At 67.9% G+C, this 26,847-nt stretch carries 25 protein-coding genes; 11 read left to right on the forward strand and 14 right to left on the reverse strand.

The genetic code is table 11. The features are described from left to right. Positions 1-43: 43 nt before the first annotated feature. The 6 genes from B2W22_RS12205 to B2W22_RS12230 form a co-directional block, all read right to left on the reverse strand. Positions 44-1,090 (reverse strand): glycosyltransferase family 4 protein, encoded by a 1,047-nt coding sequence (locus B2W22_RS12205; protein ID WP_286937859.1) that lies wholly within the window; start codon positions 1,088-1,090, stop codon positions 44-46. Positions 1,091-1,249: 159 nt separating this feature from the next. Then, positions 1,250-1,486, reverse strand: a complete 237-nt coding sequence (locus B2W22_RS12210) for a DUF1289 domain-containing protein (protein WP_175124935.1) — start codon at positions 1,484-1,486, stop codon at positions 1,250-1,252. 91 nt (positions 1,487-1,577) lie between these two features. After that, positions 1,578-2,465, reverse strand: coding sequence for an alpha/beta fold hydrolase (locus tag B2W22_RS12215; RefSeq protein ID WP_286937860.1), 888 nt, complete (start codon positions 2,463-2,465; stop codon positions 1,578-1,580). Between the two features lie 36 nt (positions 2,466-2,501). Further along, positions 2,502-3,152 (reverse strand): 3-isopropylmalate dehydratase small subunit, encoded by a 651-nt coding sequence (gene leuD, locus B2W22_RS12220; RefSeq protein ID WP_286891942.1) that lies wholly within the window; start codon positions 3,150-3,152, stop codon positions 2,502-2,504. After that, positions 3,149-4,570 carry a 3-isopropylmalate dehydratase large subunit gene (gene leuC / locus B2W22_RS12225; RefSeq protein WP_286937862.1) on the reverse strand — a complete coding sequence of 474 codons (1,422 nt, stop codon included), beginning with the start codon at positions 4,568-4,570 and terminating at the stop codon, positions 3,149-3,151. The genes leuD and leuC overlap by 4 nt, the downstream gene beginning before the upstream one ends. A gap of 100 nt (positions 4,571-4,670) precedes the next feature. Next, positions 4,671-5,651 carry a tripartite tricarboxylate transporter substrate binding protein gene (locus B2W22_RS12230; RefSeq protein WP_175124931.1) on the reverse strand — a complete coding sequence of 327 codons (981 nt, stop codon included), beginning with the start codon at positions 5,649-5,651 and terminating at the stop codon, positions 4,671-4,673. A 124-nt stretch (positions 5,652-5,775) separates the two neighbouring features. On the opposite strand from B2W22_RS12230, the gene B2W22_RS12235 reads away from it, so the two are divergent. Further along, positions 5,776-6,699, forward strand: a complete 924-nt coding sequence (locus B2W22_RS12235) for a LysR family transcriptional regulator (RefSeq protein WP_175124930.1) — start codon at positions 5,776-5,778, stop codon at positions 6,697-6,699. A gap of 4 nt (positions 6,700-6,703) precedes the next feature. On the opposite strand, the gene B2W22_RS12240 is transcribed toward B2W22_RS12235, so the two are convergent. The 3 genes from B2W22_RS12240 to B2W22_RS12250 are packed head-to-tail and all read right to left on the reverse strand — an operon-like array spanning position 6,704 to position 9,055. After that, on the reverse strand, positions 6,704-7,336 hold the full coding sequence (locus B2W22_RS12240) for a flavin reductase family protein (RefSeq protein WP_175124929.1): 633 nt from the start codon (positions 7,334-7,336) through the stop codon (positions 6,704-6,706). A gap of 1 nt (position 7,337) precedes the next feature. Continuing rightward, positions 7,338-8,090, reverse strand: a complete 753-nt coding sequence (locus B2W22_RS12245) for a GntR family transcriptional regulator (RefSeq protein ID WP_175124928.1) — start codon at positions 8,088-8,090, stop codon at positions 7,338-7,340. A gap of 8 nt (positions 8,091-8,098) precedes the next feature. After that, the gene (locus B2W22_RS12250; RefSeq protein ID WP_175124927.1) at positions 8,099-9,055 is read right to left on the reverse strand and encodes a polysaccharide deacetylase family protein; all 957 of its coding nucleotides are present in this window, start codon (positions 9,053-9,055) and stop codon (positions 8,099-8,101) included. 230 nt (positions 9,056-9,285) lie between these two features. Between B2W22_RS12250 and B2W22_RS12255 the strand changes: the two genes are divergently transcribed. From B2W22_RS12255 to B2W22_RS12265, 3 genes are read left to right on the forward strand one after another with little or no spacing between them, the layout of a single operon-like run. Continuing rightward, positions 9,286-10,476: an ABC transporter substrate-binding protein gene (locus B2W22_RS12255; protein WP_175124926.1), complete on the forward strand. Its 1,191-nt coding sequence runs from the start codon at positions 9,286-9,288 to the stop codon at positions 10,474-10,476. Between the two features lie 27 nt (positions 10,477-10,503). Beyond that, positions 10,504-11,382 carry a branched-chain amino acid ABC transporter permease gene (locus tag B2W22_RS12260; RefSeq protein ID WP_175124925.1) on the forward strand — a complete coding sequence of 293 codons (879 nt, stop codon included), beginning with the start codon at positions 10,504-10,506 and terminating at the stop codon, positions 11,380-11,382. Continuing rightward, a complete protein-coding gene (locus tag B2W22_RS12265) occupies positions 11,382-13,871 on the forward strand; it encodes a branched-chain amino acid ABC transporter ATP-binding protein/permease (RefSeq protein WP_175124924.1) in 2,490 nt (829 codons plus the stop codon). The genes B2W22_RS12260 and B2W22_RS12265 overlap by 1 nt, the downstream gene beginning before the upstream one ends. 127 nt (positions 13,872-13,998) lie before the next feature. Here B2W22_RS12265 and B2W22_RS12270 read toward each other — a convergent pair whose 3' ends face one another. Then, positions 13,999-15,003, reverse strand: a complete 1,005-nt coding sequence (locus B2W22_RS12270; RefSeq protein ID WP_175124923.1) for an Lrp/AsnC family transcriptional regulator — start codon at positions 15,001-15,003, stop codon at positions 13,999-14,001. An 82-nt stretch (positions 15,004-15,085) separates the two neighbouring features. Here B2W22_RS12270 and B2W22_RS12275 point away from each other — a divergent pair, with 82 nt between their 5' ends. Further along, positions 15,086-16,390, forward strand: a complete 1,305-nt coding sequence (locus tag B2W22_RS12275; protein WP_286937868.1) for an MFS transporter — start codon at positions 15,086-15,088, stop codon at positions 16,388-16,390. Positions 16,391-16,487: 97 nt separating this feature from the next. Further along, entirely contained in the window at positions 16,488-17,915 is a 1,428-nt protein-coding gene (locus tag B2W22_RS12280) for an amidase (protein ID WP_286937870.1), read from the forward strand. Between the two features lie 138 nt (positions 17,916-18,053). On the opposite strand, the gene metK is transcribed toward B2W22_RS12280, so the two are convergent. Next, positions 18,054-19,217, reverse strand: coding sequence for a methionine adenosyltransferase (gene metK / locus B2W22_RS12285; RefSeq protein WP_056327270.1), 1,164 nt, complete (start codon positions 19,215-19,217; stop codon positions 18,054-18,056). Between the two features lie 275 nt (positions 19,218-19,492). Between metK and B2W22_RS12290 the strand changes: the two genes are divergently transcribed. Genes B2W22_RS12290 through xerC form a run of 5 tightly spaced genes read left to right on the forward strand, consistent with a single transcriptional unit; the run spans position 19,493 to position 23,949 of the window. Continuing rightward, positions 19,493-20,359 (forward strand): lysophospholipid acyltransferase family protein, encoded by an 867-nt coding sequence (locus tag B2W22_RS12290; protein ID WP_286937873.1) that lies wholly within the window; start codon positions 19,493-19,495, stop codon positions 20,357-20,359. A 39-nt stretch (positions 20,360-20,398) separates the two neighbouring features. After that, complete coding sequence (locus B2W22_RS12295; RefSeq protein ID WP_191577600.1) at positions 20,399-21,289, forward strand: lysophospholipid acyltransferase family protein; 891 nt, start codon at positions 20,399-20,401, stop codon at positions 21,287-21,289. 30 nt (positions 21,290-21,319) lie between these two features. Next, positions 21,320-22,231, forward strand: a complete 912-nt coding sequence (gene dapF, locus B2W22_RS12300; RefSeq protein ID WP_286937875.1) for a diaminopimelate epimerase — start codon at positions 21,320-21,322, stop codon at positions 22,229-22,231. A 4-nt stretch (positions 22,232-22,235) separates the two neighbouring features. Continuing rightward, positions 22,236-22,913 (forward strand): DUF484 family protein, encoded by a 678-nt coding sequence (locus B2W22_RS12305; protein WP_175136852.1) that lies wholly within the window; start codon positions 22,236-22,238, stop codon positions 22,911-22,913. 28 nt (positions 22,914-22,941) lie between these two features. After that, positions 22,942-23,949, forward strand: a complete 1,008-nt coding sequence (xerC, locus tag B2W22_RS12310) for a tyrosine recombinase XerC (protein WP_286937877.1) — start codon at positions 22,942-22,944, stop codon at positions 23,947-23,949. 61 nt (positions 23,950-24,010) lie between these two features. On the opposite strand, the gene B2W22_RS12315 is transcribed toward xerC, so the two are convergent. From B2W22_RS12315 to B2W22_RS12325, 3 genes are read right to left on the reverse strand one after another with little or no spacing between them, the layout of a single operon-like run. Next, complete coding sequence (locus B2W22_RS12315) at positions 24,011-25,171, reverse strand: nickel/cobalt transporter (RefSeq protein WP_286937880.1); 1,161 nt, start codon at positions 25,169-25,171, stop codon at positions 24,011-24,013. Further along, complete coding sequence (locus B2W22_RS12320) at positions 25,162-25,845, reverse strand: DUF1007 family protein (protein WP_175124915.1); 684 nt, start codon at positions 25,843-25,845, stop codon at positions 25,162-25,164. Before B2W22_RS12320 ends, B2W22_RS12315 begins: the two co-directional genes overlap by 10 nt. Beyond that, a complete protein-coding gene (locus B2W22_RS12325; RefSeq protein WP_175124914.1) occupies positions 25,806-26,840 on the reverse strand; it encodes a metal ABC transporter substrate-binding protein in 1,035 nt (344 codons plus the stop codon). Before B2W22_RS12325 ends, B2W22_RS12320 begins: the two co-directional genes overlap by 40 nt. Positions 26,841-26,847: the final 7 nt, after the last annotated feature.

A 26,847-nucleotide genomic window follows, 5' to 3' on the forward strand; every position in this document is an offset into this window, starting at 1 on the left:
TTGGCGCGCCGCGCGGCTAGCAAATCCGGGCGGCGCGTGTGTTTCAGGTGGTGGTCGCCCAGTCGTTGGCCGCCCCGCGCGAATCACCCTGGGTCAGCGGCACCAGTGCGTCCAGCAGATCCGAAGCGACCGAATCCCAGCTGCGGGTCAGCGCCTGCGCGCGCACCGCGTCCCGGTGCAGCGGCAGCGCGGCCAGGCAGGCCCGCTTCAGATCGTCGTCCAGCCGGCCCGTCACGCCCTCCTCGACCACGGCAAGCGGCGCCTCGCTGCGAAAGGCCGCCACCGGCGTGCCGCAGGCCATGGCCTCCAGCATCACCAGCCCGAAGGTGTCGGTCAGGCTGGGAAAGACGAACACGTCGGCCGCCGCGTAAAAGCCGGGCAGCGCACCGTCCTGCTGCATGCCCAGGAAGACCGCGTCCGGAAAACGCTTCTTCAGGCGGGCCTCGTCAGGTCCTGCGCCCACCACCACCTTGCTGCCCGGCAGATTCAGGGACAGGAAGGCATCCAGGTTCTTTTCCTTGGCCACGCGGCCCACGCTCAGCCAGACCGGCCGGGGCAGGTCCTGGAACGCCTGGCTGGCCGAGGGCTGGAACTTGCGCGGATCGACCCCGCGCGACCAGACGCGCAGATTCGCCAGGCCACGCCGCACCAGGATGTCGCGCACCGTGGGCGTGGGCACCAGCACGCATTGCGATGGCCGGTGGAACCAGCGCAGGTAGCGCCACGGCAGCGCGGCAGGAATGCCCATGCGCGCCTGCAGGTAGTCCGGAAACATGGTGTGGAACGACGTGGTGAAGCGCCATCCCCGCCGCATCGCCATGCGCCGGGCGGCCAGACCCAGCGGCCCTTCCGTGGCGATGTGCAGCGCGTCGGGGATGGTGTCGCCCAGGATGCGGCGCAGTTGCCGGCCGGGTTGCAGGCACAGCCGTAGATCGGGTTCGGAGGGCGCGGGGATGGTTCGGCTGCCCTCGGGGCTGACCACGATCAGCTCGTGGCCCCAGTCGCTGAGGATCTGCCGCATGGTCGACCAGGTGCGGACGACGCCGTTGACTTGCGGATGCCAGGCATCCGTGACGAGAACGATGCGCATGATGGAGCCGGAAGTGGGCAATGGCGCTATTCAGCCTGCGCCATGTGACAAGCCCAAGACGGGGACGCAAGCGCGCGGCTTCGCGTCTTTAACGTGACTTCAATGTGGAGGGCGGCGCGGTCATGCCCAGGCGCGGCGGCGCGTCAAGTGCGCAGCGCGTCAGTTGTTGCGCCGCGGATACCCTTGCGACTTGATGCGGATCCAGACTTCGCGCTTTTCTTCTTCCGACATGAACACCCAGTTGGCGACTTCCATGGCGGTGCGGCCGCAGCCCCGGCAGATGTCGTCGAACAGCGTGGAGCACACCGCCACGCAGGGTGAATCCGACGCTTTGAAGGCGCGCTGGGCGTCCTCGGCGTCGGGCAATTCGGAAAGATCGGCGAAGTAACGATTCATGGGCCGAAGGTTAACACCAGGGGTGCGTCCCTTATTGGATAGCCCTATCGCCTGCCGAGGCTTGATTGACAGGCGGTGCGCCCCCGCCCCTTCATCGCCAGCCGAAGAAATTTCCGGCTTCGGCCAGCACCGCGTCCGGCGTTTCCTCGGCCAGATAGTGCGCGCCGGGCAGCGGGCCGCCGGTCACGTCGTCGGCCACCGCGCGCCACAGGGCCAGCACATCGAAGTTGCGGCCCACGGCGCCGCGCTCGCCCCACATCGCGCGCACCGGCATGCGCAGGCGCTCGCCCGCCGCGCGGCCGGCCTTGTCGTGGTCCAGGTCGATCGTGGCGGACGCGCGGTAGTCTTCGCAAATGCCGGTTGCCCAGCCGGGTTGGCGCGCGGCGCGTTCGTATTCGGCCATGGCCTCAGCCGAAAAATGCGCCAGTCCGCCCGGCCGACCGCCCATCACGGACCGCAGATAGAAGACGGGATCGTGCTCGATCATCGTTTCCGGCGCCGGCGCCGGCTGGATCAGCCAGAACCAGTGGAAATAGGCCTGCGCAAAGGCGCGCGTCGTGCCTTCATACATATCCAGCGTGGGCGCGATGTCCAGCAGCATCATGCGCGAGATGGCCTCGGGGTGGTCCAGCGCCAGCCGGTGCGCCACGCGCGCGCCGCGGTCGTGCGCCAGGATCTCAAAATGGTCATAGCCCAGACCGCGCATCAGCGCCACCATGTCTGCCGCCATGGTGCGCTTCGAATGCGCGGCGTGATCGGCACTGGCAGCGGGCTTCTCGCTGTCGCCATAGCCGCGCAGGTCGGCAGCCACGCAGGTCCGATGACGCGTCAGTTCGGGCCAGACGCGGTGCCAGATGGTGTGGGTCTGCGGATGGCCGTGCAACAGCAAGAGGGGCGGACCCGAGCCGTCGATACGCGCGGCAATCTCCACGCCGTTGGCCCGAAAGCGCCGCACCGGCAGGTCGAAAAAGGCGGTCATCTGCGTCATCTCCATTGTTGTCGCGCACGTTACGCGCTAGGCGGCGTCCAGCCGGTCGCGCACCTGACGCGCCACGTCCTTCATCCACGGAAAGCGCGCCCAATGGCGGGCTTCAAAACGCTCGACGTCGGGCAGTTGTTGCAGCGTTGCCCCCACCATGTCCTGTCCCTGCGCGAACATGTGCCGATGCCGCGCCGGCAGGTCAAAGTGTGCGGTCCAGCCATCGGCCGCGCGCACCTGCCCGGCCATCACGTCGATGCTGACGCGGTTTGCGCCGGCCGCCGCCGTATTGGACACCTTCGAGAGCAAGGCGTCGACCTCGGCCGGTGGCAACGTCACCAGCAAGAGGCCGTTGTTGAGCGCGTTGAAGTAGAAGATTTCGCCGAAACTGGACGCGATCACCGCCCGGATGCCGAACTGCTGCAAGCCCCAGACGGCGTGCTCGCGGCTGGAACCGCAGCCGAAGTTCGGGCCCGCCACCAGAATGGACGTGCCCGCGTACGCGGGCTGGTTCAGCACGCAGTCCGGCCGCGGCGCGCCCGCTTCGTCAAAGCGCAGGTCGTAGAGCAGACCCTTGTCCAGCCCCGCCTTGTCGATGATGCGCAGGAACTGCTTGGGCATGATCTGGTCGGTGTCCAGATTGGAATACGGCAGCGGCGCGGCCACGCCTTCGGTCATGGCATTCATTTGGCGTCTCCCCAGGTGCGCACGTCGACGATACGGCCCGCCAGCGCAGCCGCTGCGGCCATTGCGGGACTCATCAGGTGCGTGCGCCCTGCCCGCCCCTGGCGTCCCTCGAAATTGCGGTTCGTGGTGGACGCGCAGCGCTCACCGGGGCGCAGCACGTCGTCGTTCATGGCCAGGCACATCGAGCAGCCGGGCTGGCGCCATTCGAAGCCGGCCGCGATCAGGTCGGCGGCCAGCCCTTCGGCTTCAGCCTGCGCGCGCACTGCGCCAGAACCGGGCACCACCATCGCCCGCACCCCCGCCGCCACCTTTTTGCCGCGCGCCAGTTCGGCCACGACACGCAGGTCTTCGATGCGGCCGTTGGTACAGGAACCGATGAAGACGCGGTCGATCGGCACGCCCGCGATGGGCGCGCCCGCGGCCAGGCCGATGTAGTCCATGGCTTTTTCCAGCGCCAGCCGGGCCAGCGCGTCGGGCTCGTCCCGCGGATCCGGCACGGCGCCATCGACCGGCATTGCCTGATCGGGGCTCGTGCCCCACGTCACAAACGGCGCGATGCGGCCCGCGTCGAACGCGTGTTCCACGTCGAAGCGCGCGTCGTCATCCGAGCGCAGCGTGGCCCACCAGGCGCGCGCGTCGTCCAGCATGGCGCCGCGCAGCTGCGGCGCGTGCACCGTGACGTAGGCATCAGTGACGGCGTCCGGCGCGATCAGTGCGGCGCGCGCGCCGGCTTCGACCGTCATGTTGCACAGGGTCATGCGCGCTTCGGCCGACAGCGCAGCCACCGCCTCGCCGCAGAACTCCACGGCATGGCCGCGCGCGCCCTGCGCGCCGATGCGGTGCACGATGTAGATCACCAGATCCTTGGCCGACACATGCGCCGGCAGCGCGCCGTCGATGCGGATCCGCATGTTGCGCGCCACGCGGTACACCAGCGTCTGCGTTGCCAGAATGTGCTCGACCTCGCTGGTGCCGATGCCAAAGCCCAGCGCCCCCAACGCGCCGTACGTGGTGGTGTGGCTGTCGCCGCACAGCACCACCATGCCGGGCAGGATCATGCCGTGTTCCGGCGCGATGACGTGCTCGATGCCTTGCAGCGGATCGGTGGTGTCAAAGAGCGCGATGTGCTGCGTATCGCAATTGCGCTTCAGGTTCAGCGCCTGCCGCGACGACGCATCGTCCGCAATCACGCGCAGCGCGGAAGGCACGGGATGCGTGGGGATGATGTGGTCCACCACCGCCATCTGCTGGCCCGGGCGCAATACGTCGCGGCCCCGCGCGGCCAGGCCGCTGAAGGCCTGCGGGCTGGTGTACTCGTTCATGATGTGCAGGTCGACGTAAAGCAGCACGTGCTCGGCGTCGATCCGGGCCACTTCATGGCTGGCCACCAGTTTGTCGTAAAGCGTCATGCCGGGCATGTCTGTGCTTCCTTGCTTGAAAGAGGCGCCCGCGGTGCGCGCGGGCGGGTATTGCGGCCGGCGGTATTGCCGCCGGCTATTGCGGGTGCATCCTGCGCGTTCAGTTCGCCTCGATGCCGGCTTCCTTGACGATGCCGGACCAGCGCGTCATCTCGGCGGCTACCATCGCGTCGGTCTTGTCGGGCGTGGTGATCAGCGGTTCAAACCCCTCCCTCTGCATGCGTTGCGTCAGCGCGTCCGTTTTCAGCGCCTGCCCCAGCTTCGCGTTCAGCGTGTCGATCACCGCCTGCGGCGTGCCGGCCGGCGCGCTGACGACGAACCAGGTGTTGAATTCATAGCTAGGCAGACCAGACTCGGCGATGGTCGGCACGTCGGGCAGCAGCGGCGAGCGCTTTGTGCCGGTCACCCCGAGCGCGCGCAGCTTCTTGCCGTCGACCTGCGGTTTGGCGGCGGACAGCACCGGAAAACTCATCTGCACCTGGCCGCTGATCGTGTCGAGCATGGCCGGGCCGCCGCCCTTGTACGGCACGTGCATGATCTGCGTCTTGGACACGGACTTGAAGAGCTCCGCGGCCATGTGGAACGTGCTGCCGGTGCCGGCCGAGCCAAAGCTCAGTTCGTTCGCGGGACGCGCGCGCACGTACGTCAGCAGCTCGCTCACCGACGCGACGGGCAACGAATTGGTGACCGTCAGCACGTGCTGGGACGTGCCCACCGTTCCCACCGAGCGCAGATCCTTCGCGGTGTCGAATGGCATGTTCTTGAAGAGCGCCGGATTGATCGCCAGCGACATGGTGTTGATGCCCAGCGTATAGCCGTTGGGTTCTGCGCGCGCCACGGCCGACATGCCGATGTTGCCGGACGCGCCGGCGCGGTTTTCGACGATCACGCTCTGCCCCAGTTCCTTTGCCCACGCGTCGGCGATCAGGCGGGCCGCGATATCCACGCTGCCGCCCGGCGCGAACGGCACGATCAGCGTCACCGCGCGTTCAGGAAAGGCATTGCTGGCCGCAGCGCCATGGGCCCAACAGGATGCGGCAACGGCCGCGCACAATGCGCCGGCCAATCTGGCTATCTTCATTTCGGGTCTCCTCGTGTGGCCGCGTGGCGCGGCTCTGTATCGGTAAACCCAGTGTATAGGCCGGTTTCATTCTTATAATTCGTGGAATGTATAAATCTTTATTAAATTCAATTTATAAATCGCCATGGACGCGCTCTCCGATCTCGCCTTCTTCTCGCTGGTGGTCAAGCACGGCAACCTCTCGGCCACGGCGCGGGAACTGGGGCTGACGCCGCCCGCGGTCAGCACCCGGCTGGCCAAACTGGAACAGCGGCTGGGCGTGCGTCTGTTGAACCGCACCACGCGACGTGTCAGCGTCACGCAGGAAGGCGAGCTGTACCTGGCCGAAGGCGCGCGCATCCTGGCCGATCTGCAGGCGCTGGAACGGTCGGTGTCCAGTGCCCGCGCCCAACCGCAGGGCCTGCTGCGCCTGAACGCGACGTTCGGCTTTGGACGCGCGCACATCGTGCCGGCCGTTTCGGATTTCTGCAGGCAGTTTCCCGACGTGGAAGTGCAGATGCGCCTGACCGACAGGCCGCTCAATCTGATCGAGGAAGGCTTTGACGTGGCGGTGCGCTTCGGCGACCTGCCGGACGCGCGGCTGACGGCGCGCAGGATCGCCTCAAACCGGCGCCTGCTGTGCGCGTCGCCGCGCTACCTGGAGATTCATGGCGAGCCGCGCGCCCCCGGCGACCTGCAGCGCCACCGCTGCATCGTCGTGCGCGAGAACGACGTGGCCTACGGCACCTGGCGGCTGGAATCCGGCGCGCGCGCGGAAACGGTGAAGGTGCGCGGCCCGGTCAGTTCGAACGACGGCCAGAGCGCGCTGGAATGGGCGCTGGACGGCCACGGCATCGTCATGCGGTCCGAATGGGAAACCGCGGCGCACCTGCGCGCCGGCCGGTTGCAAGAAGTGCTGACCGACTGGCGCACGCCGCCCGCGGATATTCACGCGCTGTACCCGGAACGCCTGAACCTGCCGGCCAAGACGCTGGCGTTCGTGGACTTCCTGTCGCGACGCTTTGCGCGCCGCCTGCGGGCGCCCGGCTCCGGCGCCGCCGTGTGGTGAGGCCTCAGATCTCGTCGATGGCCGTGCTGGCCGGCGCGTTCTTTTCCGCGTCGATGGCGTAGCGGTCTCGCGTCCGCACGTAAAAGCTGGCGCCAAACCGGCCCACCGGAAAGTAATCCTGCAGGCGCACGCGCCACGTCTCCGTGTCGATCAAGCCATCGCGCGCATGCAGCCAGCGCACCTGACCGATGAAGATCTGGCGGCTGGCGGTCTCCATGGTCTCGAACAACGTGCATTCGAAGGCGACGGGCGCCTGCACGATGCGCGGCGGCGCGACGCGGTGGCTGGGCGCGGCGTCCAGACCCGCGTGCGCCAGTTCGCTGACATCGGAGGGCAGGCGGTCGCCGCAGCGGTGCATCTTTTCGGCCATGGCTTCGTCGGTCAGGTGAACGACGAACTCGCGGTCGCGCGCGATGTTGACCGCAGTGTCCTTCAGCCCGCCGTCTTCCAGGCGGTTGATGCTGACCATCACGATGGGCGGGTCCTCGCCCAGCATGTTGAACATGCTGAACGGCGCGGCGTTGACCACGCCGGTCTCGGACAGCGTCGTGATCAGCGCGATCGGACGGGGCACGATCAGGCTGGCCATCAGCTTGTAGCGCTGATATTCGGTGATAGCGTCGAAGTCGATTTCCATGTCAGGCCAGTCCCAGCATCTGGGCAAGGGTTTGCGCGGGCTGCGGGCGCTCCAGGCTGATGCGCCGCTCCAGGTCCGCCAGGTGGTTGTCGTTGGTCCGCACGGCTTCGGCTACGTCGCCGCGCTCCATCATGTCCACGATCAGCACGTGCTCGCCGTGTTCGCAGGCGGCGTTGCCGGGCGGCTCGTACAGCGCCACGATGAGCGAGCAGCGCGAGACCAGCTCGGCCAGGTAGCCGTGCAGGATGGTGTTGCCGGACAGTTCGCCCAGCCGCACGTGAAACGCGCTGGCCTGCCGTGCCCAGGCCGGTTGCCCGGCGCGGTGCAGCAGCGCATGCTCGTCACGTAACTGCTTGCGCAGCGAGGCGTAGTCGGCGCGCGTGGCGCGGGCCGCGGCCAACGGCAGCAAGGCCGCCTCCAGCGCGCGGCGCGCCTGGAAGATCTGGCGGGTGTCCTCGGGCGTGGGTTCGGCCACCACCGCGCCGCGGTTGTGGTGCAGGTCCACGACGTGCTCGTGCGCCAGCCGCTGCAACGCCTTGCGCGCCACCGATCGCGATACGCCGAACAGGTCGCAGATCGCGGCCTCGGGCAGCTTGGTGCCAGGCGTCAGGCGCTGGCTCATCACGCTTTCGTAGACCGCCTCGCAGATGCGGCGTTCCATGTCGGCGTCGGGCAGGACGTCATCGTCCGCGGCGGGCTTGGGGGGTTTGGACCGCGCGGCGGCGGCGCGGCGGGATTGGGTTGGACTTGGCACTGCGGCTCCTAAACGATCACACCCGGCGGCAAGCCGTCCACATGCCGGCAGATCTCGCCTGGCGTGGTGAACCAGATCTCGCCGCGGTCACGGGCGGCGGCCAGTGGCGCCAGCGCGCGCCGCAGGTGACGCAACCGGTATGGCTGGCCGACGATGTAGGGATGCAGCGCAATGCCCATGACCAGCGGCTGGCGCACCGCCTGCGCGCGCATCTCCTCGAACTGGTCAAGGATCATATCGGCAAAATCGCGCGCGTCCATCTTGCGGCCCATGATCATCGGAATGTCGTTGAGTTCCTGCGGATACGGAATGGCCCACAGGTCGCCCGCGCGGGTGCGCATACGCATGGGCTGGTCGTCGTGGCACCAATTCAGGGTGTAGCGGTAGCCCGCCTCGGCCAGCAGGTCGGGCGTGGCGTGGCTTTCCGAAATCCACGGCGACAGCCAACCCGCCGGCTCGCTGCCCGCGTGCCGCAGGATGCGATCGCGGCAGTGCGCTAGCAGCGCGCGTTCCTCGGCCTCGGGCAATCCGCCCTGCCGGTGCGCGTTGCTGTAGCCGTGTCCGATGAGCTCGTCGCCGCGCGCCAGGAAGGCGTCCACCAGATCGGGGCAATGCTCATACAGCGCGGTATTGATCAACACGCCGGCGGGCAGGCGCAGCTCGTCGAAGAGTTCCAGGCAGCGCCACGCGCCCACGCGGTTGCCGTATTCGCGCCAGGCGTAGTTCAGGACGTCCGGATGGGGCGACGCCGGGCCGAGTTCCGCGCCCAGTCCTTCCCCGAACGCGAAGTGCTCGATGTTGAAGCCCAGGTACACGGCCAGGCGTGCGCCGTTCGGCCACGAATAGTCGGCGCGGCCCGCGATGGCGCGGTACGGGAAGCGGCCGTGGCTGGCCAGCGGTTGCGGCGTCCAGGCGGCGTTGCCTTCGCGCCCCGGTTTAGTGCTTGGAAGCGAGGATGGATTCATTTTGGTGCAAATCCTGAAGCATGATTGTGAACAAAATCGCTGCGGTTTTGGCGACAAAATCCTGACATCGGTGTGCACATATCCCGCCTACACTGCCCGCGCCCAGCGGCGGCGGGGCGAAAGCGGCATGCAGCAATGAACGCGGATCAGGTGGCATGGATCTTGCATAAGGGAACGAAGCAGCACTTAACCCCATGCAAGATTCATTCCACTTTTTCAGGAGTGTCCCGATGACCCCGACCCGTCGTTCCTTTATGCGCCACGCGGCCGCCGCCGCGCTTTTCGCCGCGGGCCTTGCCTCGCAGTCGGCGCTGGCAGCGGACCCGATCAAGATCGGTCTGATCACCGCGCTGTCCGGGGAGTCGGCGCGCGCCGGCGAAGCGCTGACGCGCGGCATCACCATCGCCATTGACGAGATCAACGCGCGCGGCGGCTTGTTGGACGGCCGCCAGGTCGTGCTGGTGCGCCGCGACGACGAAGGCAATCCTGCCAAGGGCATGGCCGCCGCGCGCGAGCTGATCTACAAGGAAAAGGTCGCCGTGCTGTTCGGCGGCCTGGACACGCCGGTCTCGATGGCCATCGTTCCCATCGTGAACCAGGAGAAGGTGCCGTTCATGGGGCCGTGGGCCGCGGGCACCGCCATCACGCAGAACAAGGGCAATCCCAACTTCGTGTTCCGCGTGTCGGCGATGGACGAGATCGTCGACAGCGCGATGGTCCAGTACGCGAAGAAGACGTTCCAGAGCGCCAAGCCAGGCATGATCCTGGTGAACAACCCCTGGGGCGAATCCAACGAGAAAGGCCTGAACGCCGCGCTGGCCACCGCCAAGATCACGCCCGCCGGCGTCGAAAAATTCCAGCCCAACGATCTGGACATCGTGCCGCAACTGAGCCGCCTGAAGGCCGCCGGCGCCGACACGCTGTTCCTGGTCGGCAACGTGGGTCCGTCCGCGCAGGTGGTGAAGTCGCTGGACCGCATGGGTTGGAAGGTGCCGATTGTGTCGCACTGGGGCCCGGCCGGCGGCCGCTTCACAGAACTGGCCGGTCCCAACGCCAAGAACGTGCACTTCGTGCAGACCTACAGCTTCTTCGGCAAGCAGGGCCCGGTGGGCGACAAGGTGATGCAGGCGCTCAAGACCAAGTATTCCGACATCAAGGGTCCGCAGGACATCACGCCGGCCGTGGGCGTGGCCAACGCGTACGACGGCATGCAGCTTGCCGCGCTGGCCATCGCGCAGGCCGGCTCGACCGATGGCGACGCGGTGCGCCAGGGCTTCTACAAGATCGGCAAGTACGAAGGCCTGATCAAGACGTATGAGCAGCCTTTCACGCCGGCCTCGCACGATGCGCTGCGTGAGGACGACTACGTGTGGACGCAGTTCATCGACAACCGCATCCTGCCCGTCAAGGGCGTGCAGTAAAGCGGCCAGACGCCGCGGGAGACGCGCATGTTGTTGATGTCCGCCATCGTCAGCGGCCTGGGACTGGGAAGCATGTATGGGCTGATGGCCCTGGGCTTTTACCTGACCTATGCCGTGTCCGGCACGGTGAACTTCGCCCAGGGCAGTTCCATGATGCTGGGCGCCGTGCTGACCTACACGTTCGCCCAGACGCTGGGCTGGCCGCTGGCCGTGGCGCTGCTGTTTGCGCTGGCGCTCTGCGCGCTGTACGGCCTGGTCGTGGAGCGGCTGGCGGTGCGGCCGTTTGCCAGCCGCGGCTCCAATGCGTGGCTCATGTCCACGGTGGCGCTGGGCATCGTGCTGGACAACGTGGTCATGTTCACGTTCGGCAAGGAGCCGCGCAGCCTGCCCTCTCCGCTGGCGCAATCGCCGCTGGAGATCGGCGGGCTGGGCCTGGGCATCTATCCGCTGCAACTGCTGATCCCGGTGGTGGGTCTGGCGCTGGCGGCTGCGCTGCACACCTTGTCGCGCCGCACGCGCTGGGGCGTGGCGCTGCTGGCCGTGGTGCAGAACCCGAACGCCGCGCGGCTGATGGGCATCCCCGTGCGCCACGCCATCATGGCCGCCTTCGCGGTGTCCACGCTGTTCGCGGGCGTGGCCGGCGCGCTGGTCGCGCCGCTCTTTAACGTGCAGGCGGACATGGGCACGCTGTTCGGTTTGAAGGCCTATGTGGTCGCCATCCTGGGCGGCATCACCAGCGCATGGGGCGTGATGATCGCGGGCTTGCTGTTCGGCGTGGTCGAAGCGCTGATCACCGTGGCGCTGGGCTCCGGGTATACGCAGATCATCAGCTTCACGCTGGTGATCGTCATGTTGGCCGTGCTGCCCAATGGCCTGTTCGGGCGCGCCGATGTGAGGAAAGTCTGATGAACAAGCAATCCGCAATGCGCTGGCTGCCGCCGGCGCTGTATGCCCTGCTGGCCGTGGCGGCGCTGATGCTGGCCGCCACCGTCAACGGCTACTACGTTTTCGTGCTGGGCAATGTGGCGCTGCTGGCGCTGGCCGGCATCGGCCTGAACGTGCTGCTGGGTCTGACCGGCCAGATGTCGTTCGGCCACGCGGGCTTTTATGCCATCGGCGCGTACACCGTCGCGATCCTGACCGGCCAGGCCGAATGGAGCTTCTGGCTGGCGTGGCCGGCCGCCGCGCTCGTGTGTGGCGCGTTCGGCCTGCTGCTCGCCGTGCCCGCGCTGCGCGTGAAAGGCCCGTATCTGGCGATGATCACCATCGCCTTCGGCTTCATCGTGGAACACGCGCTGATCGAAGGCGGCTCGGTCACGGGCGGGCAGAACGGCCTGATGGGCATCGTGCAGCCGGCCCTCGGCAGCCTGGGCGGCGACCGCGGCGTGGCCATGCTTGCCATCGTGGCGGTGTTTGCCGCGCTGATCGGCTATGCGCTGCTGTCGCGCGGCGCGTGGGGCGCGGCCATGCGCGCGGTCAAGGACAGCGAGACAGCAAGCGAATCCATCGGCATCAATCCGCTGGTGGTCAAAGCGGTGGCCTTCATGGTGTCGGCCGCGGTGGTCGGCCTGGCGGGCGGGCTGTATGCACCGCTCACGGGCATGATCACGCCGCACAATTTCAACTTCATGCAGTCCATCCTGTTCGTGCTGGCGGTGACCATCGGCGGCGCGGGCTCGCTGGCCGGGCCGCTGCTGGGCGCGGTGGTGGTGGGCCTGCTGCCCGAAGTGCTGTCCAGCCTGGAGGAATACCGCTTGCTGTTCTTCGGCGCCTTCCTGCTGGTGGTGTTGTGGGCCGCGCCCGAAGGCGCCGCCGGGCTGCTGGCGCGCTGGCGGCGGCGCGCGCAGACGCAAGGGCTTGCGCCTCGCCACGGCGCGTTGCCTGCGACCGCGCGTGCGCGCCGCACGTTGCAGGCCGACGCGCTCACCATGACCTTCGGCGGCGTGCGCGCCGTGCAGGCCGTGTCGTTCACGGTGCCGCCCGGTGCGGTGACGGCGCTGATCGGCCCCAACGGCGCGGGCAAGTCCACCGTCATCAACATGCTGAGCGGCTATTACCAGCCGACAAGCGGCCGCGTGGCGCTGGGCGATGCCCCGCTGGCCGCGCTGCCCGCGCATCGCGTGGCGCGCAGCGGCATTGCACGCACCTACCAGACCTCGCAGCTCTTCGACACGCTGAGCGTCGAAGACAACGTCGCGCTGGGCATGCTGCGCGGACGGTTGGGCGGGCTGCTGGCGTCGCGCCGCTACCTGGCGCCCGACGTGCGCGAACGCGCGCGCGCCCTGCTCGCGTTCTGCGGCTACGAAGGCGCGCTGGACATTCCCGCGGCGGACCTGCCGCACGTGGACCGGCGGCTGGTGGAGATTGCGCGCGCGCTGGCCACCGATGCCGACGTGCTGCTGATGGACGAGCCCGCGGCCGGACTGTCGCGCGAGGACAAGACGCGGCTGGCCGGGCTGCTGCGGCGCATTGCCGAGGCGGGCGCGGGCGTGCTGCTGGTCGAGCACGACATGACGCTGGTGATGGGCGTGTCCGACCACATCGTGGCGATCGACGCCGGACGCGAACTGGCGCAGGGCAGCGTCGCCCAGATCCAGCAATCGCCTGAAGTGCGGCAGGCCTATCTGGGCGACGAGGCGGCCCGCCGGGCGCCCGCCGCGCGGCGCAGGCCGGCGGGCGAGGCGCTGCCGCCCGAGGTGCTGGGTGTGGGCAATCTCACGACCGGCTACGGCGCCAATCCCGTGCTGCACGGCATCGACCTGCAGGTCAGGCAAGGCGAGATGGTGGCGCTGCTGGGCGCGAACGGCGCGGGCAAGTCCACGCTGATGCGCACGCTAGCCGGGCTGCACCGGCCCGCGCAGGGCGGCATGCACCTTCAGGGTCAGGAGCTGCACGGTCTGGCCGCCGACCGCATCGTGGCGCGCGGCCTGGTGCTGGTGCCGGAAGGACGTCAGGTGTTTCCGGGACTTAGCGTGCTGGACAACATCCGCCTGGGTGCCTTCCTGCATCCGCAGGATCGCGAGGCGCGCGTCGAGGAAATGCTGACGCGCTTTCCGCGGCTGCGCGAACGGCTGCACCAGCGCGCGGGGTTGCTGTCGGGTGGTGAACAACAGATGCTGGCGATCGCTCGTGGCCTCATGGCCAAGCCCGTGATCCTGCTGCTGGACGAGCCGTCGCTGGGCCTGGCGCCCAAGATCATCGACGAGCTGTTCGATGCGCTGGACCGGCTGCGCAAGGAGTCGATGACCATCCTGCTGGTGGACCAGATGGCGGCGCTGGCGCTGTCCCTGGCCGACCGCGCGTACGTGCTGGAATCCGGCCGGGTCGCCGCGCATGGCGCCGCGCAAGACATTGCCAAGGACGGCGCGCTGGCGCGCGCGTATCTCGGGGCATAGCGGAAGTGAGGCGCCGAGGCGGCCGCCTGGAAGTGTGGCCGCCGGAAGGGCCTAAAGGGTCTGAAGGGTCTGAAGGGCTGGAAGGGCCGGAAGGGCCGGAAGGACCGAAGGCGGCCCCGCGTGAACATCACGCGGCGTCCGCCCCCAGCCGCGCGCCCGCGCGCACGATGCCGCAACGCTTGTGCGCGCGCATCACCACGCCGACTTCGCTGTTCAGCACGCCGTCCAGCTCGCCCAGCCGCCGCGTCACCACGTCCCACAGATGCAGGCTGTCGCGGCACAGCACGTGCCAGAAAAGCTGCGACGCGCCGCTGGTGCCGAACAGGCAGCGGGTATTGGGGTCCAGCGCCAGATGCGCGGCCAGCGCGTCCACCGTTTGCGGACGCACCTGCACCGAGATCACCGCTTCCACCGGAAAGCCGACCAGCGCCGGCTCGACTTCCACGCGAAAGCTCAGCGCCCGGCGCTCCACCAGGTTCTGCAGCAGACGATGCGCGGTGGGCTCGCTGACGCCGGACCGTTCGGCCAATTCCGCCAGGCTGGCGCGGCCATCGCGCATCAGGTGCGACACCATGCGCTGCTCGGGATCGGTCAGCGCGGCTGGCGGGGACAGCAGCGGCGCGTCCGCATCGCCTTCAGACGCCGGTTGAATGCGCCACTGACCCGCGCGCCGGAACGGCCGAAGCACCAGCCGCGCCTCCACGTGCTCCACCCCGTCGATGGACGGCAGCACGTGGGTCACCACGTCCGGCATATCGGCCGCGTCGGCCAGCGTCAGCTCGGCCATCAGATCGGCGGAACCGGCCAGCGTCACCACGAGCTGGCTGATGTCCAGCTTCGCGAGTTGGTCGGCCACGTCCGGCACCCGGCCAGACCGGCAGCGCACCCAGGCGTGCAGCACCACGCCGCGGCCGGTGGCCAGCGGGTCCGGTTCCGCGATGACGCGCAGCGCGTCCGCGTCCATCAGGCGCTTGATGCGCCGCGCGACGGTTCGCTCGGCGATGCCGGTCGCCGCGCCCAGCTCGCGCCAGGACGCGCGAGGCTGCGCCTGCAGCGCGACGAGGCACGCGAGATCCGTGTCGTCCAACGCGGCGCTTAGGGAATTACCCTTACTTGACGTGACCATATCCATTAATCTAACGTTCGCGCACTGATAAAAACACAAAATTTAGTGGCCTATTTGACCAAAAAACAAAACACAATTTGAGGACGTCATGAGCAGCACATCCGCAACCTTGCGCGCGGCGCAAGGCGCAAGCGCCCCGCCCGTTTCGCGCGGCCGCACGATTCTGGCCGGTAGTGTAGGCAATGCGGTGGAATGGTTCGATTGGACCATCTACGCGTCGTTCGCCATTTTCTTTTCCAGCCAGTTCTTCCCGCCCGGCAACGAAACCACTGCCCTGCTTGCGACGTTCGGCATCTTCGCGGTGGGCTTCTTCATGCGTCCGGTGGGCGGATGGGTGCTCGGCATCTTCTCCGACCGCTACGGCCGCAAGGCCGCGCTGGGCCTGACGATTTTGATGATGGCGGGCGGCTCGCTCATCATCGCCATCACGCCGACCTACGCCACCATCGGCATCGCTGCGCCGCTGCTGCTGACCGCCGCGCGCCTGCTGCAAGGCCTGTCGCTGGGCGGAGAGTATGCCTCGGCCACGACCTTCCTGGCGGAAATGGCGCCGCCGAACAAGCGCGGCTTCTATTCCAGCTTCGTCTTCTTCAGCGCCGCGGTCGGCATCCTGGCCGCCTCGGCCGTGGGCTGGATCCTGACCACCGTTCTCACCAAGGCCGACATGGCCGAGTGGGGCTGGCGCATCCCGTTCCTGTTGGGCGCGCTGGGCGGCCTGGCCGGCATGTGGATCCGCCGTGCTATCCCGGAAACCGAAGCCTTCTCGCACACCAAGAAGGCCGGCATCGAAAAGCAACCCCTGCGCACGCTGCTGCGCGACCATCCGCGCGAAGTGCTGCGCATCGTGGGCTTCTCGGTCCTGACCACGTTCGCGTTCTACATCTTCGTGGCCTACGTGCCCACCTACGCCATCCGGCAGGTCGGCGCCGACCCCAAGACCGCGTTTGCGGCCAACACCGTCGCGCTGATCGTATTCATGCTGGTGCAGCCGCTGTTCGGCATGCTGTCCGACCGCATCGGCCGCAAGCCCCAACTGATCTTCTTTGCCGCCGGCTACCTGATCTTCTTCTATCCGGTCATGACCACGCTCGGGCCGTCATTCGGTTCGATCCTGGCCGTCGAACTGTTCGGTTTGGTGCTCTACGCGATGTACACCGCGATCGCCCCGGCCATCATGTCCGAGCAGTTTCCCACCAGCGTGCGCGCCGTCGGCATCGGCACGCCGTACAACCTGGTCGTCGCGCTGCTGGGCGGCACCACGCCCTACCTGCTGACCTGGCTGCAAAGCAAGGGCATGGAGCGCTGGTTCTTCTATTACGTGCTGGCGGGCGCCGTGATCACACTGATCACCTTCATCCGCATGCCTGAGACGAAAGGCCAGGTCCTGAAATAGACCAGCCGCGGTAGGCCCCCCCCGCTCAGCCATCCCGATCAGATCGCTTTCCGGTCCCGCCGAGGACCGGAAGGCTTTTTCCATTTCGACGAGACACATGCCCGCCCAAGACACCACTCCGCATTTCCAGGACGCCCGCCAGCTTGCCCGCGCCATCCGCGAGCGCAAGCTCCGGTCGCGCGACCTTACCCTGCATTTCCTCGACCGCATCGAGCGCGGCGCCGCACTGGCCGCCTACAGCGTGGTCACGGCCGAGCGCGCGCTGGCGCAGGCTGAGGCGGCAGACCGTTTGCTGGACGCCGGCATCATTCTGGGCCCGCTGCATGGCGTGCCGGTCGCGGTGAAGGACAGCGTGCAGTGGGAAGGCACGCCGTGCACCGGCGGCTCGCAGGCGCGCGCCGGCGTCGTCAGCACGGAAACCGCCGCGGCAACGCGCGGGCTGGCGGCGCAAGGCATGGTGATCCTGGGCAAGACGCGCATGACGGAGTTCGCGTTCGGGCTGTCGGGACAGAACCCGACGCAGGGCACCGCCCGCAATCCGTGGGACGCAACGGTGGCGCGCGCGCCGGGTGGCTCGTCCAGCGGCGCGGGCGTGGCGGTCGCGGCCGGTCTGACGCCGCTGGCGCTGGGTGGCGACACCGGCGGCTCGGTGCGCGCGCCGGCGGCGTTGAATGGCGTGGTCGGCTACAAGCCGTCCTCCGGCCTTATCAGCCGCGCGGGCTGCCTGCCGCTGTCCGACACGCTGGACGTGCTGGGCCCGATTGCGCGCAGCGTCGGCGACGCCCGTCTCCTGACCCAACTGCTGGCCGCCCCGGACGTCGATGACGGCGCCACGCTGGCGCTGCCGGCCGCCCGCTTCACCAGCCTGCGTCATACCGCCGCGCGCCAGCCGGGCGCCGTCGCCGTACTGGCGCCGCAGGCCTGGCCGGCCCCGCTGACCGACGAGGCGCTGCAAACCTGGCACGCGGCGCAGGGACGCCTGGCAGAGGCTGGCTTTACGCCCACCGCCTGGCACCCGCCCGCCTCGCTGTCGTTTGCGCGCATGGCGGAAGACAACTCGCTGGTGCTGGCGTACGAAGCCTTCCGCTATTTCGGCGCTTTGGCCGAAGACGCCTCGCAACCGTTGTGGGACGTGGTGCGCGCGCGCATCGCCGCTGGCGGCCGGATCACGCAGGCCAGCTACGAGGCCGCGCTGCTGCGCCGCCAGGCCGACATGGCGGCTTTCGAAACCGCCATGCGGGGCGTTGACGCCCTGCTCATGCCCGCCAGCGATCAGGCCGCCCAGGCGCTGGACGCGCAGGACACGCGCCACGCCGGCCTGGGCAAGCTGCTGCGCCCGGCCAACTTCCTGGGCGCGGCGGCCATTGCACTGCCGGCGGGCCTGGACATGGACGGCATGCCGTGCGCCGTGCAACTGCTGGCGCCCGCAGGCGGTGACGCCGCGCTGCTGGACTGCGCAGCGGCGCTGGAAACGGTGCTGTCTCCAACGCCGCTGCAGCCGGACCTGTCGGCCTGGGGTCTTTGACGCCGCGCGCAGCCACGGCAGAAGCCCGGCCCGGCCGGCGCGCGCCGTGAATCAAGAACGCCGTTCATCGGCGGCACAAAACGAAAAAGCGCCCAATCGGGCGCTTTTCGTTATCCGCATCGCGGATCCTGGATCGCGTCAGGCGGACTTCTTCAGTTCCTGGACCTTGTCCGTGGCTTCCCACGAGAACTCGGGCTCGGAGCGGCCGAAGTGGCCATAGGCGGCGGTCTTGGTGTAGATCGGGCGCAGCAGGTCCAGCATGTTCACGATGCCCTTCGGACGCAGGTCGAAGTGCTCGCGCACCAGCTTGGCGATCTGGTCGTCGGGGATGACGCCGGTGCCTTCCGTGTAGACGGTGATGTTGATGGGTTCGGCCACGCCGATGGCGTAGCTGACCTGCACCTGGCACTGGCGCGCCAGACCGGCGGCCACGATGTTCTTGGCCACGTAACGGGCGGCGTAGGCGGCCGAACGGTCGACCTTGGACGGATCCTTGCCCGAGAACGCGCCGCCGCCGTGCGGGCAAGCGCCGCCGTAGGTGTCGACGATGATCTTGCGGCCGGTCAGGCCGCAATCGCCTTGCGGGCCGCCGATGACGAAGCGGCCGGTCGGGTTGACCAGGAACTTGGTCTTGGGCGTGATCAGGCCTTCGGGGAAGCTGGGCTTGATGATGTCTTCGATGACCGCTTCGCGGATGGTCTCTTGCGAGACTTCCGGCGCGTGCTGGGTCGACAGCACCACGGTGTCGACTTCGGCGGGACGGCCGTCGACGTAGCGGAACGTGACCTGCGACTTGGCGTCCGGACGCAGCCAGCCCAGGCGGCCGTCCTTGCGCAGTTCGCTCTGGCGCTGCACCAGGCGGTGCGCGTACCAGATCGGCGCGGGCATCAGGTCGGGGGTTTCGTCGCAGGCGTAGCCGAACATCAGGCCTTGGTCGCCGGCGCCCTGGTTCAGGTAGTCTTCCGAGCTGCGGTCCACGCCCTGCGCGATGTCGGGCGACTGCTTGTCGTAGGCGACGAGCACCGCGCAACCCTTGTAGTCGATGCCGTATTCGGTGTTGTCGTAGCCGATGCGGCGGATCGTGTCGCGCGCGACCTGGATGTAGTCGACGTTGGCGGTGGTGGTGATTTCGCCAGCCAGCACGACGAGACCGGTGTTGCACAGCGTTTCGGCTGCAACACGCGCGTTGGGATCTTGCGTGAAGATGGCATCGAGGATCGAATCGGAGATCTGGTCGGCAACCTTGTCGGGGTGCCCTTCGGAGACGGATTCGGAAGTGAAGAGAAAATCGTTGTTGGCCACAGATGCGTCCTTATTGTCCGGTCTTGCCGGCGCATAGGTTCTCGAGGCGCGTTGCACCCCGGTCTGCAATGCAATGCCAACTGGGCGCGACGCTTTAGCGGATTTGGCGCAGGCTGCGCGAAGCGCATTACCCTTGCCGTCGCCCCGCAAGTTGTCGGTTAACTCGGCGACTGGGCGCATTTTAAGCGAAAATGCCGTTCTTATGCTTGTTGCCGGGGTGTATCCATATGCCTCGATCAGCAGTATTACCCTGCCCGATTTCAACCTTTTGACGCATGTTGCTGCCTCTGTTCCGACTTTTTGCCGCCCTGCCGCTCCCCGTCGCGCATGCGATCGGAAGGTTCGCGGGACGCGCCATCTACGCCTTGCCGGGCAAGTACCGGCGGCGCCTGCAGGCCAATGCGGCGCAGGCGGGCTACCCCGGCGCGGCGTTCGCCCGGCGCGCGGCGGCTGAAGCCGGCGCAATGATTCTCGAGAATCCCCGCGTCTGGTTCCGCAACCAGGAAAGCCTGGCGCAGGTGGTCTCCGACGATGACGACGTGGTCGCCGCCGCCCGCGCCGAGAACCGCGGCATCCTGTTCCTGACGCCGCACTTGGGCTGCTTTGAGATCACCGCGCGCTACCTGGCCCGCCAGATGCCCATGACGGTGATGTTCCGCCCCCCGCGCAAGGAAGCGCTGGCGCCCTTGCTGGAAACGGCGCGCAACAGCTCGGCCGTCAATGCGGTGCCCGCCAACATGCAGGGTGTGCGGGAATTCGTGCGCGCGCTGCGACGCGGCGAATCCGTCGGCATGCTGCCCGACCAGGCGCCCAGCGTGGGCGACGGCGTGTGGGTGCCGTTCTTCGGGCGCCTGGCCTACACCATGACGTTGCCCGGCAAGCTTGCATCGCAGACCAACGTCCCCATCATCCTTACGGCCGGCGAACGCCTGCCCAAGGGCCGAGGCTGGCGCATCCACTACGTGCGCGTGCCCGAGCCGCTGCCCGCCGAGCCCGAGGCCCAGGCCGCCCTCATCAACGCCGCGATGGAAACGCTGATCCGCCGCTGCCCCGACCAGTACCTCTGGAGCTACAACCGCTACAAGACTCCGCGCGGCGCCACCCCGGCGCCCGACGCTGAATCGGCGCCCCCGACCGCTTGAACCCTGGCTCATCCCGCCGTCCGGTCTCCACCCACATCCATGAACGATAGAAAAACGCGCACGCTGGTTACCCTGCTGAAATGGTTCGGCCGCATCAAGCCGTCGACGCGCCTGCGCATCGGCGCGGTGTTGGGCTGGCTGGCGCCGCGGCTGGCCAAGTCGCGCGCGCGCATCGTCCGCCGCAATCTTGAACTGAGCTTTCCCGACCAGCCCGAGGCCGTGCGAGAGCAGTGGGTGGCCGATCACTTCCGCGCGCTGGCGCAATCCATCGTCGACCGCGGCGTGCTGTGGTACGGCACGCCCGAGGCCATCAAGGAGATGGTCACGCAGACCGGCGCCGACCGCATCAACGCGCTGACGGCCGAGGGCCGCTCGGTCATCCTGCTTGCGCCCCACTTCATCGCGCTGGACGCCGCCGCCACCCGCCTGACCATGGAAGTGCCCAGCGCGGCCACCATGTATACGCCGCAAAGCGATCCGCACATCGACGCCGTCGTGGCCGCCGGGCGCGCGCGCTTCAATGAAGTATTCCTGGTCAGCCGCAAGGACGGCGTGCGCGACCTGATCCGGCACCTGCGCGCCCCGCGCCCGGTCTACTACCTCCCCGACATGGACTTCGGCCGGCAGGGCTCGGTCTTCGTGCCGTTTTTCGGTGTGCCCGCCGCCACGCTGCTCGCCACAGCGCAGCTCGCCCAGAAATGGAACGCCGCCGTCCTGCCTATCGTGGGGTTCTGGAATCCTGACACCGGCAAGTACCATGTCGACGTGCTGCCGCCACTTGACGACTTTCCGGGCGACGACACGCTGGAAGCGGCCACCGCCCGCCTGAACCGCGAACTCGAAACCTGGGTGCGCCGCTGCCCCAGCCAGTATTACTGGGTGCACCGCCGCTTCAAGACACGCCCCGAAGGCGAAGCCAAGCTGTACTGAACCGCGGCGCGCACTCGCCGCACCGCGAGAATGGGGGATAATCCGCAGATGAACTGGAACTTCACCAAAATGCACGGCGCGGGCAACGATTTCGTTGTGCTCGACGGGGTCCGCCAGACCATCGAGATGACGCCCGAACGCGCGCGCGCCCTCGGCGACCGCCACTTCGGCATCGGCGCCGACCAGATCCTGCTGGTCGAACGCGCCACGCGGCTGGACGCCGACTTCCGCTACCGCATTTTCAATTCGGACGGATCTGAGGTCGAACATTGCGGCAATGGCGCCCGCTGCTTCGTGCGCTTCGTGCACGAGCAAGGCCTGTCCGACCGCAATCCGCTTCGCGCCGAGATCGCCACCGGCATCCTCGTCCTGGACGAAGGCGACGACGAGCAGGTCACCGTGGAAATGGGCAGCACCCGCTTCGATCCGGCCGCGCTGCCCTTCGACACCGCCGGCCTGCCCTCCGTGACGCAGGGCCAGGACACCCTCTGGGAACTGGACCTCGACGCCCCCGCCGGATTTCCCCGCACGGTCACTCTGTCCGCCGTCGCCATCAGCAACCCGCACGCCGTGCAGGTCGTCGACAACGTCGACACCGCGCCCGTCGCCGTGCTGGGGCCGCTGATCGAAACCCATCCGCGCTTTGCGCGCCGCGTCAACGCCGGCTTCATGCAGGTCGTCGACCGCAACAACATCCGCCTGCGCGTCTTCGAGCGCGGTGTCGGCGAAACGCTGGCCTGCGGCACGGGCGCCTGCGCCGCCGTCGCGGCCGGCATCCGCCGCGGCCTGCTCGATTCGCCCGTGCGCGTGCAAGCGCTCGGCGGCGTGCTGACCGTCGCCTGGAACGGCGAACAACTCCGCATGACCGGCCCGGCCGAATCCGTCTTCACGGGCCAGGTCGACATCGACAAGCTCGTCTTTTCCATGGCGCTGAACCGATAACTCTATGACCGATACCGCTTTCACCGCCCAGGACATCGCAACCTTCCTGCAAGAGAACCCCGGCTTCTTCGACGAACACGCCGAAGTCTTCGCCACCCTGCAGGTGCCGCATCCGCACGGTTCGCGCGCCATCTCGCTGGGCGAACGCCAGATCCTCACGCTGCGCGAGCGCACCCGCGAACTCGAATGGCGCCTGAACGAACTGGTCCGCAACGCCACCGCCAACGAGACCATCGGTTCGCACGTGGCCAAGTGGTGCTGCCGCCTGCTGTCCGAATGCGATCCTCAGCTGGTGCCCGGCGAAATCGCGCTGGGCCTGGCCGAACAATTCGAACTGAACCACGTGGCGCTGCGCCTGTGGAACCTGTCTGACCTGCCCGATCACGGCTACGGCGAGCCCGTATCCGATGACGTGCGCACCTTCACCGACAGCCTGAAAACGCCGTATGTCGGCGCCGACACCGCCTTCGAAGCGGTGGCGTGGCTGGACGCCAAGCCCAAGTCGCTGGCGCTGGTTCCCCTGCGCCTTGAAGCCGACGGCGCGGCCGTGGGCCTGCTGGTGCTGGGTTCAGACGACCCGGAACGTTTCACGCCGGAAATGGGGACGACGTTTCTTGAATCCGTCGGCCAGCTGGCGTCGGCGGCTTTGCACCGGTTGAATCCGGCCTCGCCCAAGGCGTAGGGCTGCCGGGGCGGACAAGGACAACGCGATGCAGAACGCCGAGCAGAATGCGAAGCACGAAGCCGAGCAAGCCAACAATCCGCCCCCGCTGCCGGATCCGATGCGCGCCTGGCTGCGCCATCTGGAGACCAACCGCCGGTACTCGCCCCATACGTTGGACGGCTACCAGCGCGAACTGCATTTTCTGCGCGAACTGGCCGACAAGGCCGGTCTGCCGCTCGACAAGCTTGGCAACGGCCACATCCGGCAGTTCGTCGCGCGCCTGCACGCGCAGGGCCGCGGTCCGCGCAGTCTGGCCCGCACACTCGCGGCGTGGCGCGGTTTCTATCAATGGTGGGCGCCTGCCGTCGAACTGGCCGGCAATCCCGTCGCGGGCGTACGCGCGCCCAAAGCGCCCCGTGGCCTGCCCAAGGCCTTGTCGGTCGAACAGACCCAGGCTCTGCTGGAAAGCGCACCGGCACAGGTCGCCACCGAACCGGCCGCGCTGCGCGATCAGGCCATGTTCGAGCTGTTGTATTCCAGCGGACTGCGGCTGTCGGAACTGGTGGGACTGGACCTGTGCTACGAGCGCACCGCCGATTACGAGTCGCGCGGCTGGCTGAATCTGGATGATGCCGAAGTCGTGGTGCTGGGCAAGGGCGGTAAACGCCGCTCAGTGCCGGTCGGTCAGCAGGCCCTGGCCGCGCTGCGCAAGTGGATCGAGGTGCGTCCGCAGCTTGCGCTGCCCTCGCCGCCGCCCGCAGACGCGGCCGCGCTATTCCTGGGCGCCCGCGGACGCCGCATTTCACCCCGCGTGGTGCAGTTGCAGCTTGCGCGCATCGCGCAGACGGCGGGCGTGCCCACGCATGTGCACCCCCACGTGCTGCGCCACAGTTTCGCCAGCCACGTCCTGCAATCCGCGCAGGACCTGCGCGCCGTGCAGGAGATGCTGGGCCACGCCAATATCTCGACCACGCAGATCTACACGCGGCTGGATTTCCAGCATCTGGCCAAGGCCTACGACCAGGCCCATCCGCGCGCTGGGCGCAAGTCCTGACCTTTCTTGGCGAGGCGCTCGTCCAGCCTGATCAAAGGCCCGGCCCGCACGCGGGTATACGCTACCCGCCCACGGCCAACATGCCGCCCAGCAGCATCACGCCCAGCAGCAACACCGCAATCGCGGCCAGCGCCTCGACCGCATAGCGCAGCCGCGCCGCGCCAGCGCCGGACAGACGGCTGCCCAGACGCGTCGCGGCGCTCCCGGCCGCAACAGCCAGGCAAGCCAACGCCGCCACGGTCAGCCCCGTGCCCAAACCCATCGCCAGCGCCGATGCGACGCCGGCAAGAAAGAAATTCTGCGACAACGCGAACACCAGCACGATCAACGCGCCGCTGCAGGGCCGCAGGCCCACCGCGAAAATCGCCGACCACGCGCGGCGCCAGTTCATCGGACCGGCAACCTGTTCCGGCGCGGGTACGTGCGCGTGTCCGCAACCGCAGTCGTGGTCATGGTGATGATCGTGATCATGGTGATGCGCTTGGACCTGAACCTGCGGATTGCCGTACGCATGCTTGTGCGCGTGTTCGTGATCATGCCGGTGCTCATGTACGTGCTCGTGTACGTGCTCATGCCCATGCGCATGTTCGTGCGTGTGTTCGTGCGTGTGTTCGTGCGCCTGCACCGGCGCATCTGCATGATCATGCGCTGCATGTTCACGCGCCCCGGCCCGCCGCAGCAACGGCCTCACCGCCTTGAACCACACCAGCCACACGCCCAACAGCGTCACCAACGCATACGACGCCAGCTCCAGCCAGCGCGTGGCTTCGTTCATCGTCGCCGCCGTCGCGTTGAAGATCAACGCCAGCACCGCCACCATCACGATCGCCACCAGCGCCTGGATCAGCGAAGACGCCAAAGCCAGCAGCGCACCGTTGCGCGCCGTCTGGCGGTTGGCCAGGACGTACGACGAAATCACCGCTTTGCCATGGCCCGGTCCCAGCGCATGAAAGACGCCGTACGCGAACGACAGGCCGACCAAGGCCCACGCTGCGCCGCCGTCCGCCTGCCAGGCACGGACAGCGCCCGTCAGTTGCCTGTAGAAATGCGACTGCCAGACAGACACGCTGCCAAAAAAACTGGACAGCCAGCCGGGACCGGCAAGGCCGCTGCCGCTTTCCGGCACGCCAAAGGGATGCGTGCCTTGCGCGGCCGCAATCGACAGCCCACCGAGCATCAGCAGGATGATCGCCAGCGCGCGCGCGCGGCGGCTCACGGGCATCGCACCTCGATGCGGTGCGTGAGTCCCTTGGTAATGGCGAACAGTTCGTCGGGCAAGGCGTCCGGGTCGGCCGGGATCGCGGCCAGTTCCTGCATGGTTTTCCAATCCAGTTCCTTGGGCTTGCGGTAGTCGGCCTTGCAGGCCGCGCCTTGCGGACCGCCGAGCGACACCGCCCCCTTCTCTTCAAATGCGTAGGCCACGAAATAGGTGGGGTCGTAGATGTCCACCTGCGCGCCGCCCGCGCCCGGCACGACGGGCTCGGCCAGCGGCAGCGTGAAGGACAGCGTCAGCCGCGTGGTCTTGGGGTTCCAGTCGACGCGGGCGTCGCGAGGTGCGGCGAATGCCGCGGTCTTGCCGTCAACGGTGACGCGCGTGAAGTAATGCGAGATCGGCTCACCCAGCGCCTTCATCCAATCCTGCGCCATGCCTTTCAGAGTGTCGGCGGGAAGCGTCCCGTCCTTGGCCTTTTTCAGCCCCTGCGTCGCGTAGGCGCCGAACATTTCGTCGAACAGCCACACCTGCCGCACGGCGCTGATGCGCTGTTCGGCATCGACGTCGATCTGCGCGCGCGCATCGATCCACATGTGCGGGTGCGCGCTGGCGGCGCCCGCCGCCAGCAGCGCCGCCACGGCGCTCAGGGTTGCAAGGCCGCGGCAAGCTGGCGTGCGTTCCATTCAAACATTTCCAGGTAGGTGGCGCCCGGCTGTCCAGGCTTGGACAGGGCATCGGAGTAGAGCGTACCACCCACCTTTGCGCCGGTCTCGCGCGCGATCTGCTGGACCAGCTTGGGACTGCTGATGTTCTCGACGAACACCGCGGGCACCTTGTCGCGCCGCACCTGTTCGATGATCGCGGCCACCTCGCGCGCCGACGGTTCGGCGTCGGTAGACACCCCCATTGCGGGGATGAACGTCACGCCATACGCGTCGCCGAAATAGCCGAACGCATCGTGCGAGGTGACGACCTTGCGGCGATCGGCGCCGATGGCGCCAAAGGTCTTGCGCACGCTGGCGTCCAGCGCCTGCAGCTTGGCGACGTAGGCGTCGGCGCGTTGGCGATACGCCTGCGCATGCGCGGGATCCGCGGCGGCCAGGCCGTCGGCCACGTTGCGCGCGTAGATCACGCCGTTCGCCAGGCTCTGCCAGGCATGCGGGTCGGCGTCGCCATGGTGATGGTGATGGCCGGGCTTGTGGTCGTGGTCATCGTCATGGTCATGGTCGTGGTCATCGCCGTGCTTGTGATCGTGTCCGTCCTTGTGATCATGATCGTGATCAGCCTCGTGCGCGTGCCCATCGCCATGCCCCGCGAACTTGCGCGGCGTCACGCCCTTGGACGCCGTCACCGTCTGTCCGGCGAACCCGGACGCCTTCGTCAGCTTGGGCAGCCAGGTCTCGAAGTCCAGGCCGTTCACCACCAGCACGCGCGCATCCGCGAGCTTTTTCGCATCGCCCGGCGTGGGTTCGTACCCGTGCGCATCACCGTCAGGCCCGACCAGCGTCGTCAGGCTGATGTCGGCGCCGCCAATTTCCCGCACGATGTCGCCCAGGATGGAAAAGCTGGCCACCACTTTCAGCGGCTCGGCCGCCTGCGCGGTTCCCAACATGGCCGACAGGCAGACGCCCGCCATGGCCAGCAGTGCGCGGCGGCGTGCCGGCAGAATCGAACGCATGGTCAAT

The sequence above is a fragment of the Achromobacter sp. UBA4530 genome, assembly GCF_002388205.1.
Classification (GTDB): domain Bacteria; phylum Pseudomonadota; class Gammaproteobacteria; order Burkholderiales; family Burkholderiaceae_B; genus Achromobacter; species Achromobacter animicus.

What these genes read in the sequence shown, in the direction of transcription:
- B2W22_RS12290 (WP_286937873.1), top strand. Translation starts at nt 19,493, where the DNA reads ATGTTGCTGCCTCTGTTCCGACTTTTTGCCGCCCTGCCGCTCCCCGTC.
- leuD (WP_286891942.1), bottom strand. Translation starts at nt 3,152, where the DNA reads ATGAATGCCATGACCGAAGGCGTGGCCGCGCCGCTGCCGTATTCCAAT.
- B2W22_RS12215 (WP_286937860.1), bottom strand. Translation starts at nt 2,465, where the DNA reads ATGACCGCCTTTTTCGACCTGCCGGTGCGGCGCTTTCGGGCCAACGGC.
- B2W22_RS12295 (WP_191577600.1), top strand. Translation starts at nt 20,399, where the DNA reads ATGAACGATAGAAAAACGCGCACGCTGGTTACCCTGCTGAAATGGTTC.
- B2W22_RS12255 (WP_175124926.1), top strand. Translation starts at nt 9,286, where the DNA reads ATGACCCCGACCCGTCGTTCCTTTATGCGCCACGCGGCCGCCGCCGCG.
- B2W22_RS12270 (WP_175124923.1), bottom strand. Translation starts at nt 15,003, where the DNA reads ATGGATATGGTCACGTCAAGTAAGGGTAATTCCCTAAGCGCCGCGTTG.
- B2W22_RS12235 (WP_175124930.1), top strand. Translation starts at nt 5,776, where the DNA reads ATGGACGCGCTCTCCGATCTCGCCTTCTTCTCGCTGGTGGTCAAGCAC.
- B2W22_RS12315 (WP_286937880.1), bottom strand. Translation starts at nt 25,171, where the DNA reads ATGCCCGTGAGCCGCCGCGCGCGCGCGCTGGCGATCATCCTGCTGATG.
- B2W22_RS12280 (WP_286937870.1), top strand. Translation starts at nt 16,488, where the DNA reads ATGCCCGCCCAAGACACCACTCCGCATTTCCAGGACGCCCGCCAGCTT.
- B2W22_RS12230 (WP_175124931.1), bottom strand. Translation starts at nt 5,651, where the DNA reads ATGAAGATAGCCAGATTGGCCGGCGCATTGTGCGCGGCCGTTGCCGCA.
- xerC (WP_286937877.1), top strand. Translation starts at nt 22,942, where the DNA reads ATGCAGAACGCCGAGCAGAATGCGAAGCACGAAGCCGAGCAAGCCAAC.
- B2W22_RS12205 (WP_286937859.1), bottom strand. Translation starts at nt 1,090, where the DNA reads ATGCGCATCGTTCTCGTCACGGATGCCTGGCATCCGCAAGTCAACGGC.
- B2W22_RS12240 (WP_175124929.1), bottom strand. Translation starts at nt 7,336, where the DNA reads ATGGAAATCGACTTCGACGCTATCACCGAATATCAGCGCTACAAGCTG.
- B2W22_RS12275 (WP_286937868.1), top strand. Translation starts at nt 15,086, where the DNA reads ATGAGCAGCACATCCGCAACCTTGCGCGCGGCGCAAGGCGCAAGCGCC.
- B2W22_RS12320 (WP_175124915.1), bottom strand. Translation starts at nt 25,845, where the DNA reads ATGGAACGCACGCCAGCTTGCCGCGGCCTTGCAACCCTGAGCGCCGTG.
- B2W22_RS12305 (WP_175136852.1), top strand. Translation starts at nt 22,236, where the DNA reads ATGACCGATACCGCTTTCACCGCCCAGGACATCGCAACCTTCCTGCAA.
- leuC (WP_286937862.1), bottom strand. Translation starts at nt 4,570, where the DNA reads ATGCCCGGCATGACGCTTTACGACAAACTGGTGGCCAGCCATGAAGTG.
- B2W22_RS12325 (WP_175124914.1), bottom strand. Translation starts at nt 26,840, where the DNA reads ATGCGTTCGATTCTGCCGGCACGCCGCCGCGCACTGCTGGCCATGGCG.
- dapF (WP_286937875.1), top strand. Translation starts at nt 21,320, where the DNA reads ATGGGGGATAATCCGCAGATGAACTGGAACTTCACCAAAATGCACGGC.
- B2W22_RS12265 (WP_175124924.1), top strand. Translation starts at nt 11,382, where the DNA reads ATGAACAAGCAATCCGCAATGCGCTGGCTGCCGCCGGCGCTGTATGCC.
- B2W22_RS12210 (WP_175124935.1), bottom strand. Translation starts at nt 1,486, where the DNA reads ATGAATCGTTACTTCGCCGATCTTTCCGAATTGCCCGACGCCGAGGAC.
- B2W22_RS12250 (WP_175124927.1), bottom strand. Translation starts at nt 9,055, where the DNA reads ATGAATCCATCCTCGCTTCCAAGCACTAAACCGGGGCGCGAAGGCAAC.
- B2W22_RS12260 (WP_175124925.1), top strand. Translation starts at nt 10,504, where the DNA reads ATGTTGTTGATGTCCGCCATCGTCAGCGGCCTGGGACTGGGAAGCATG.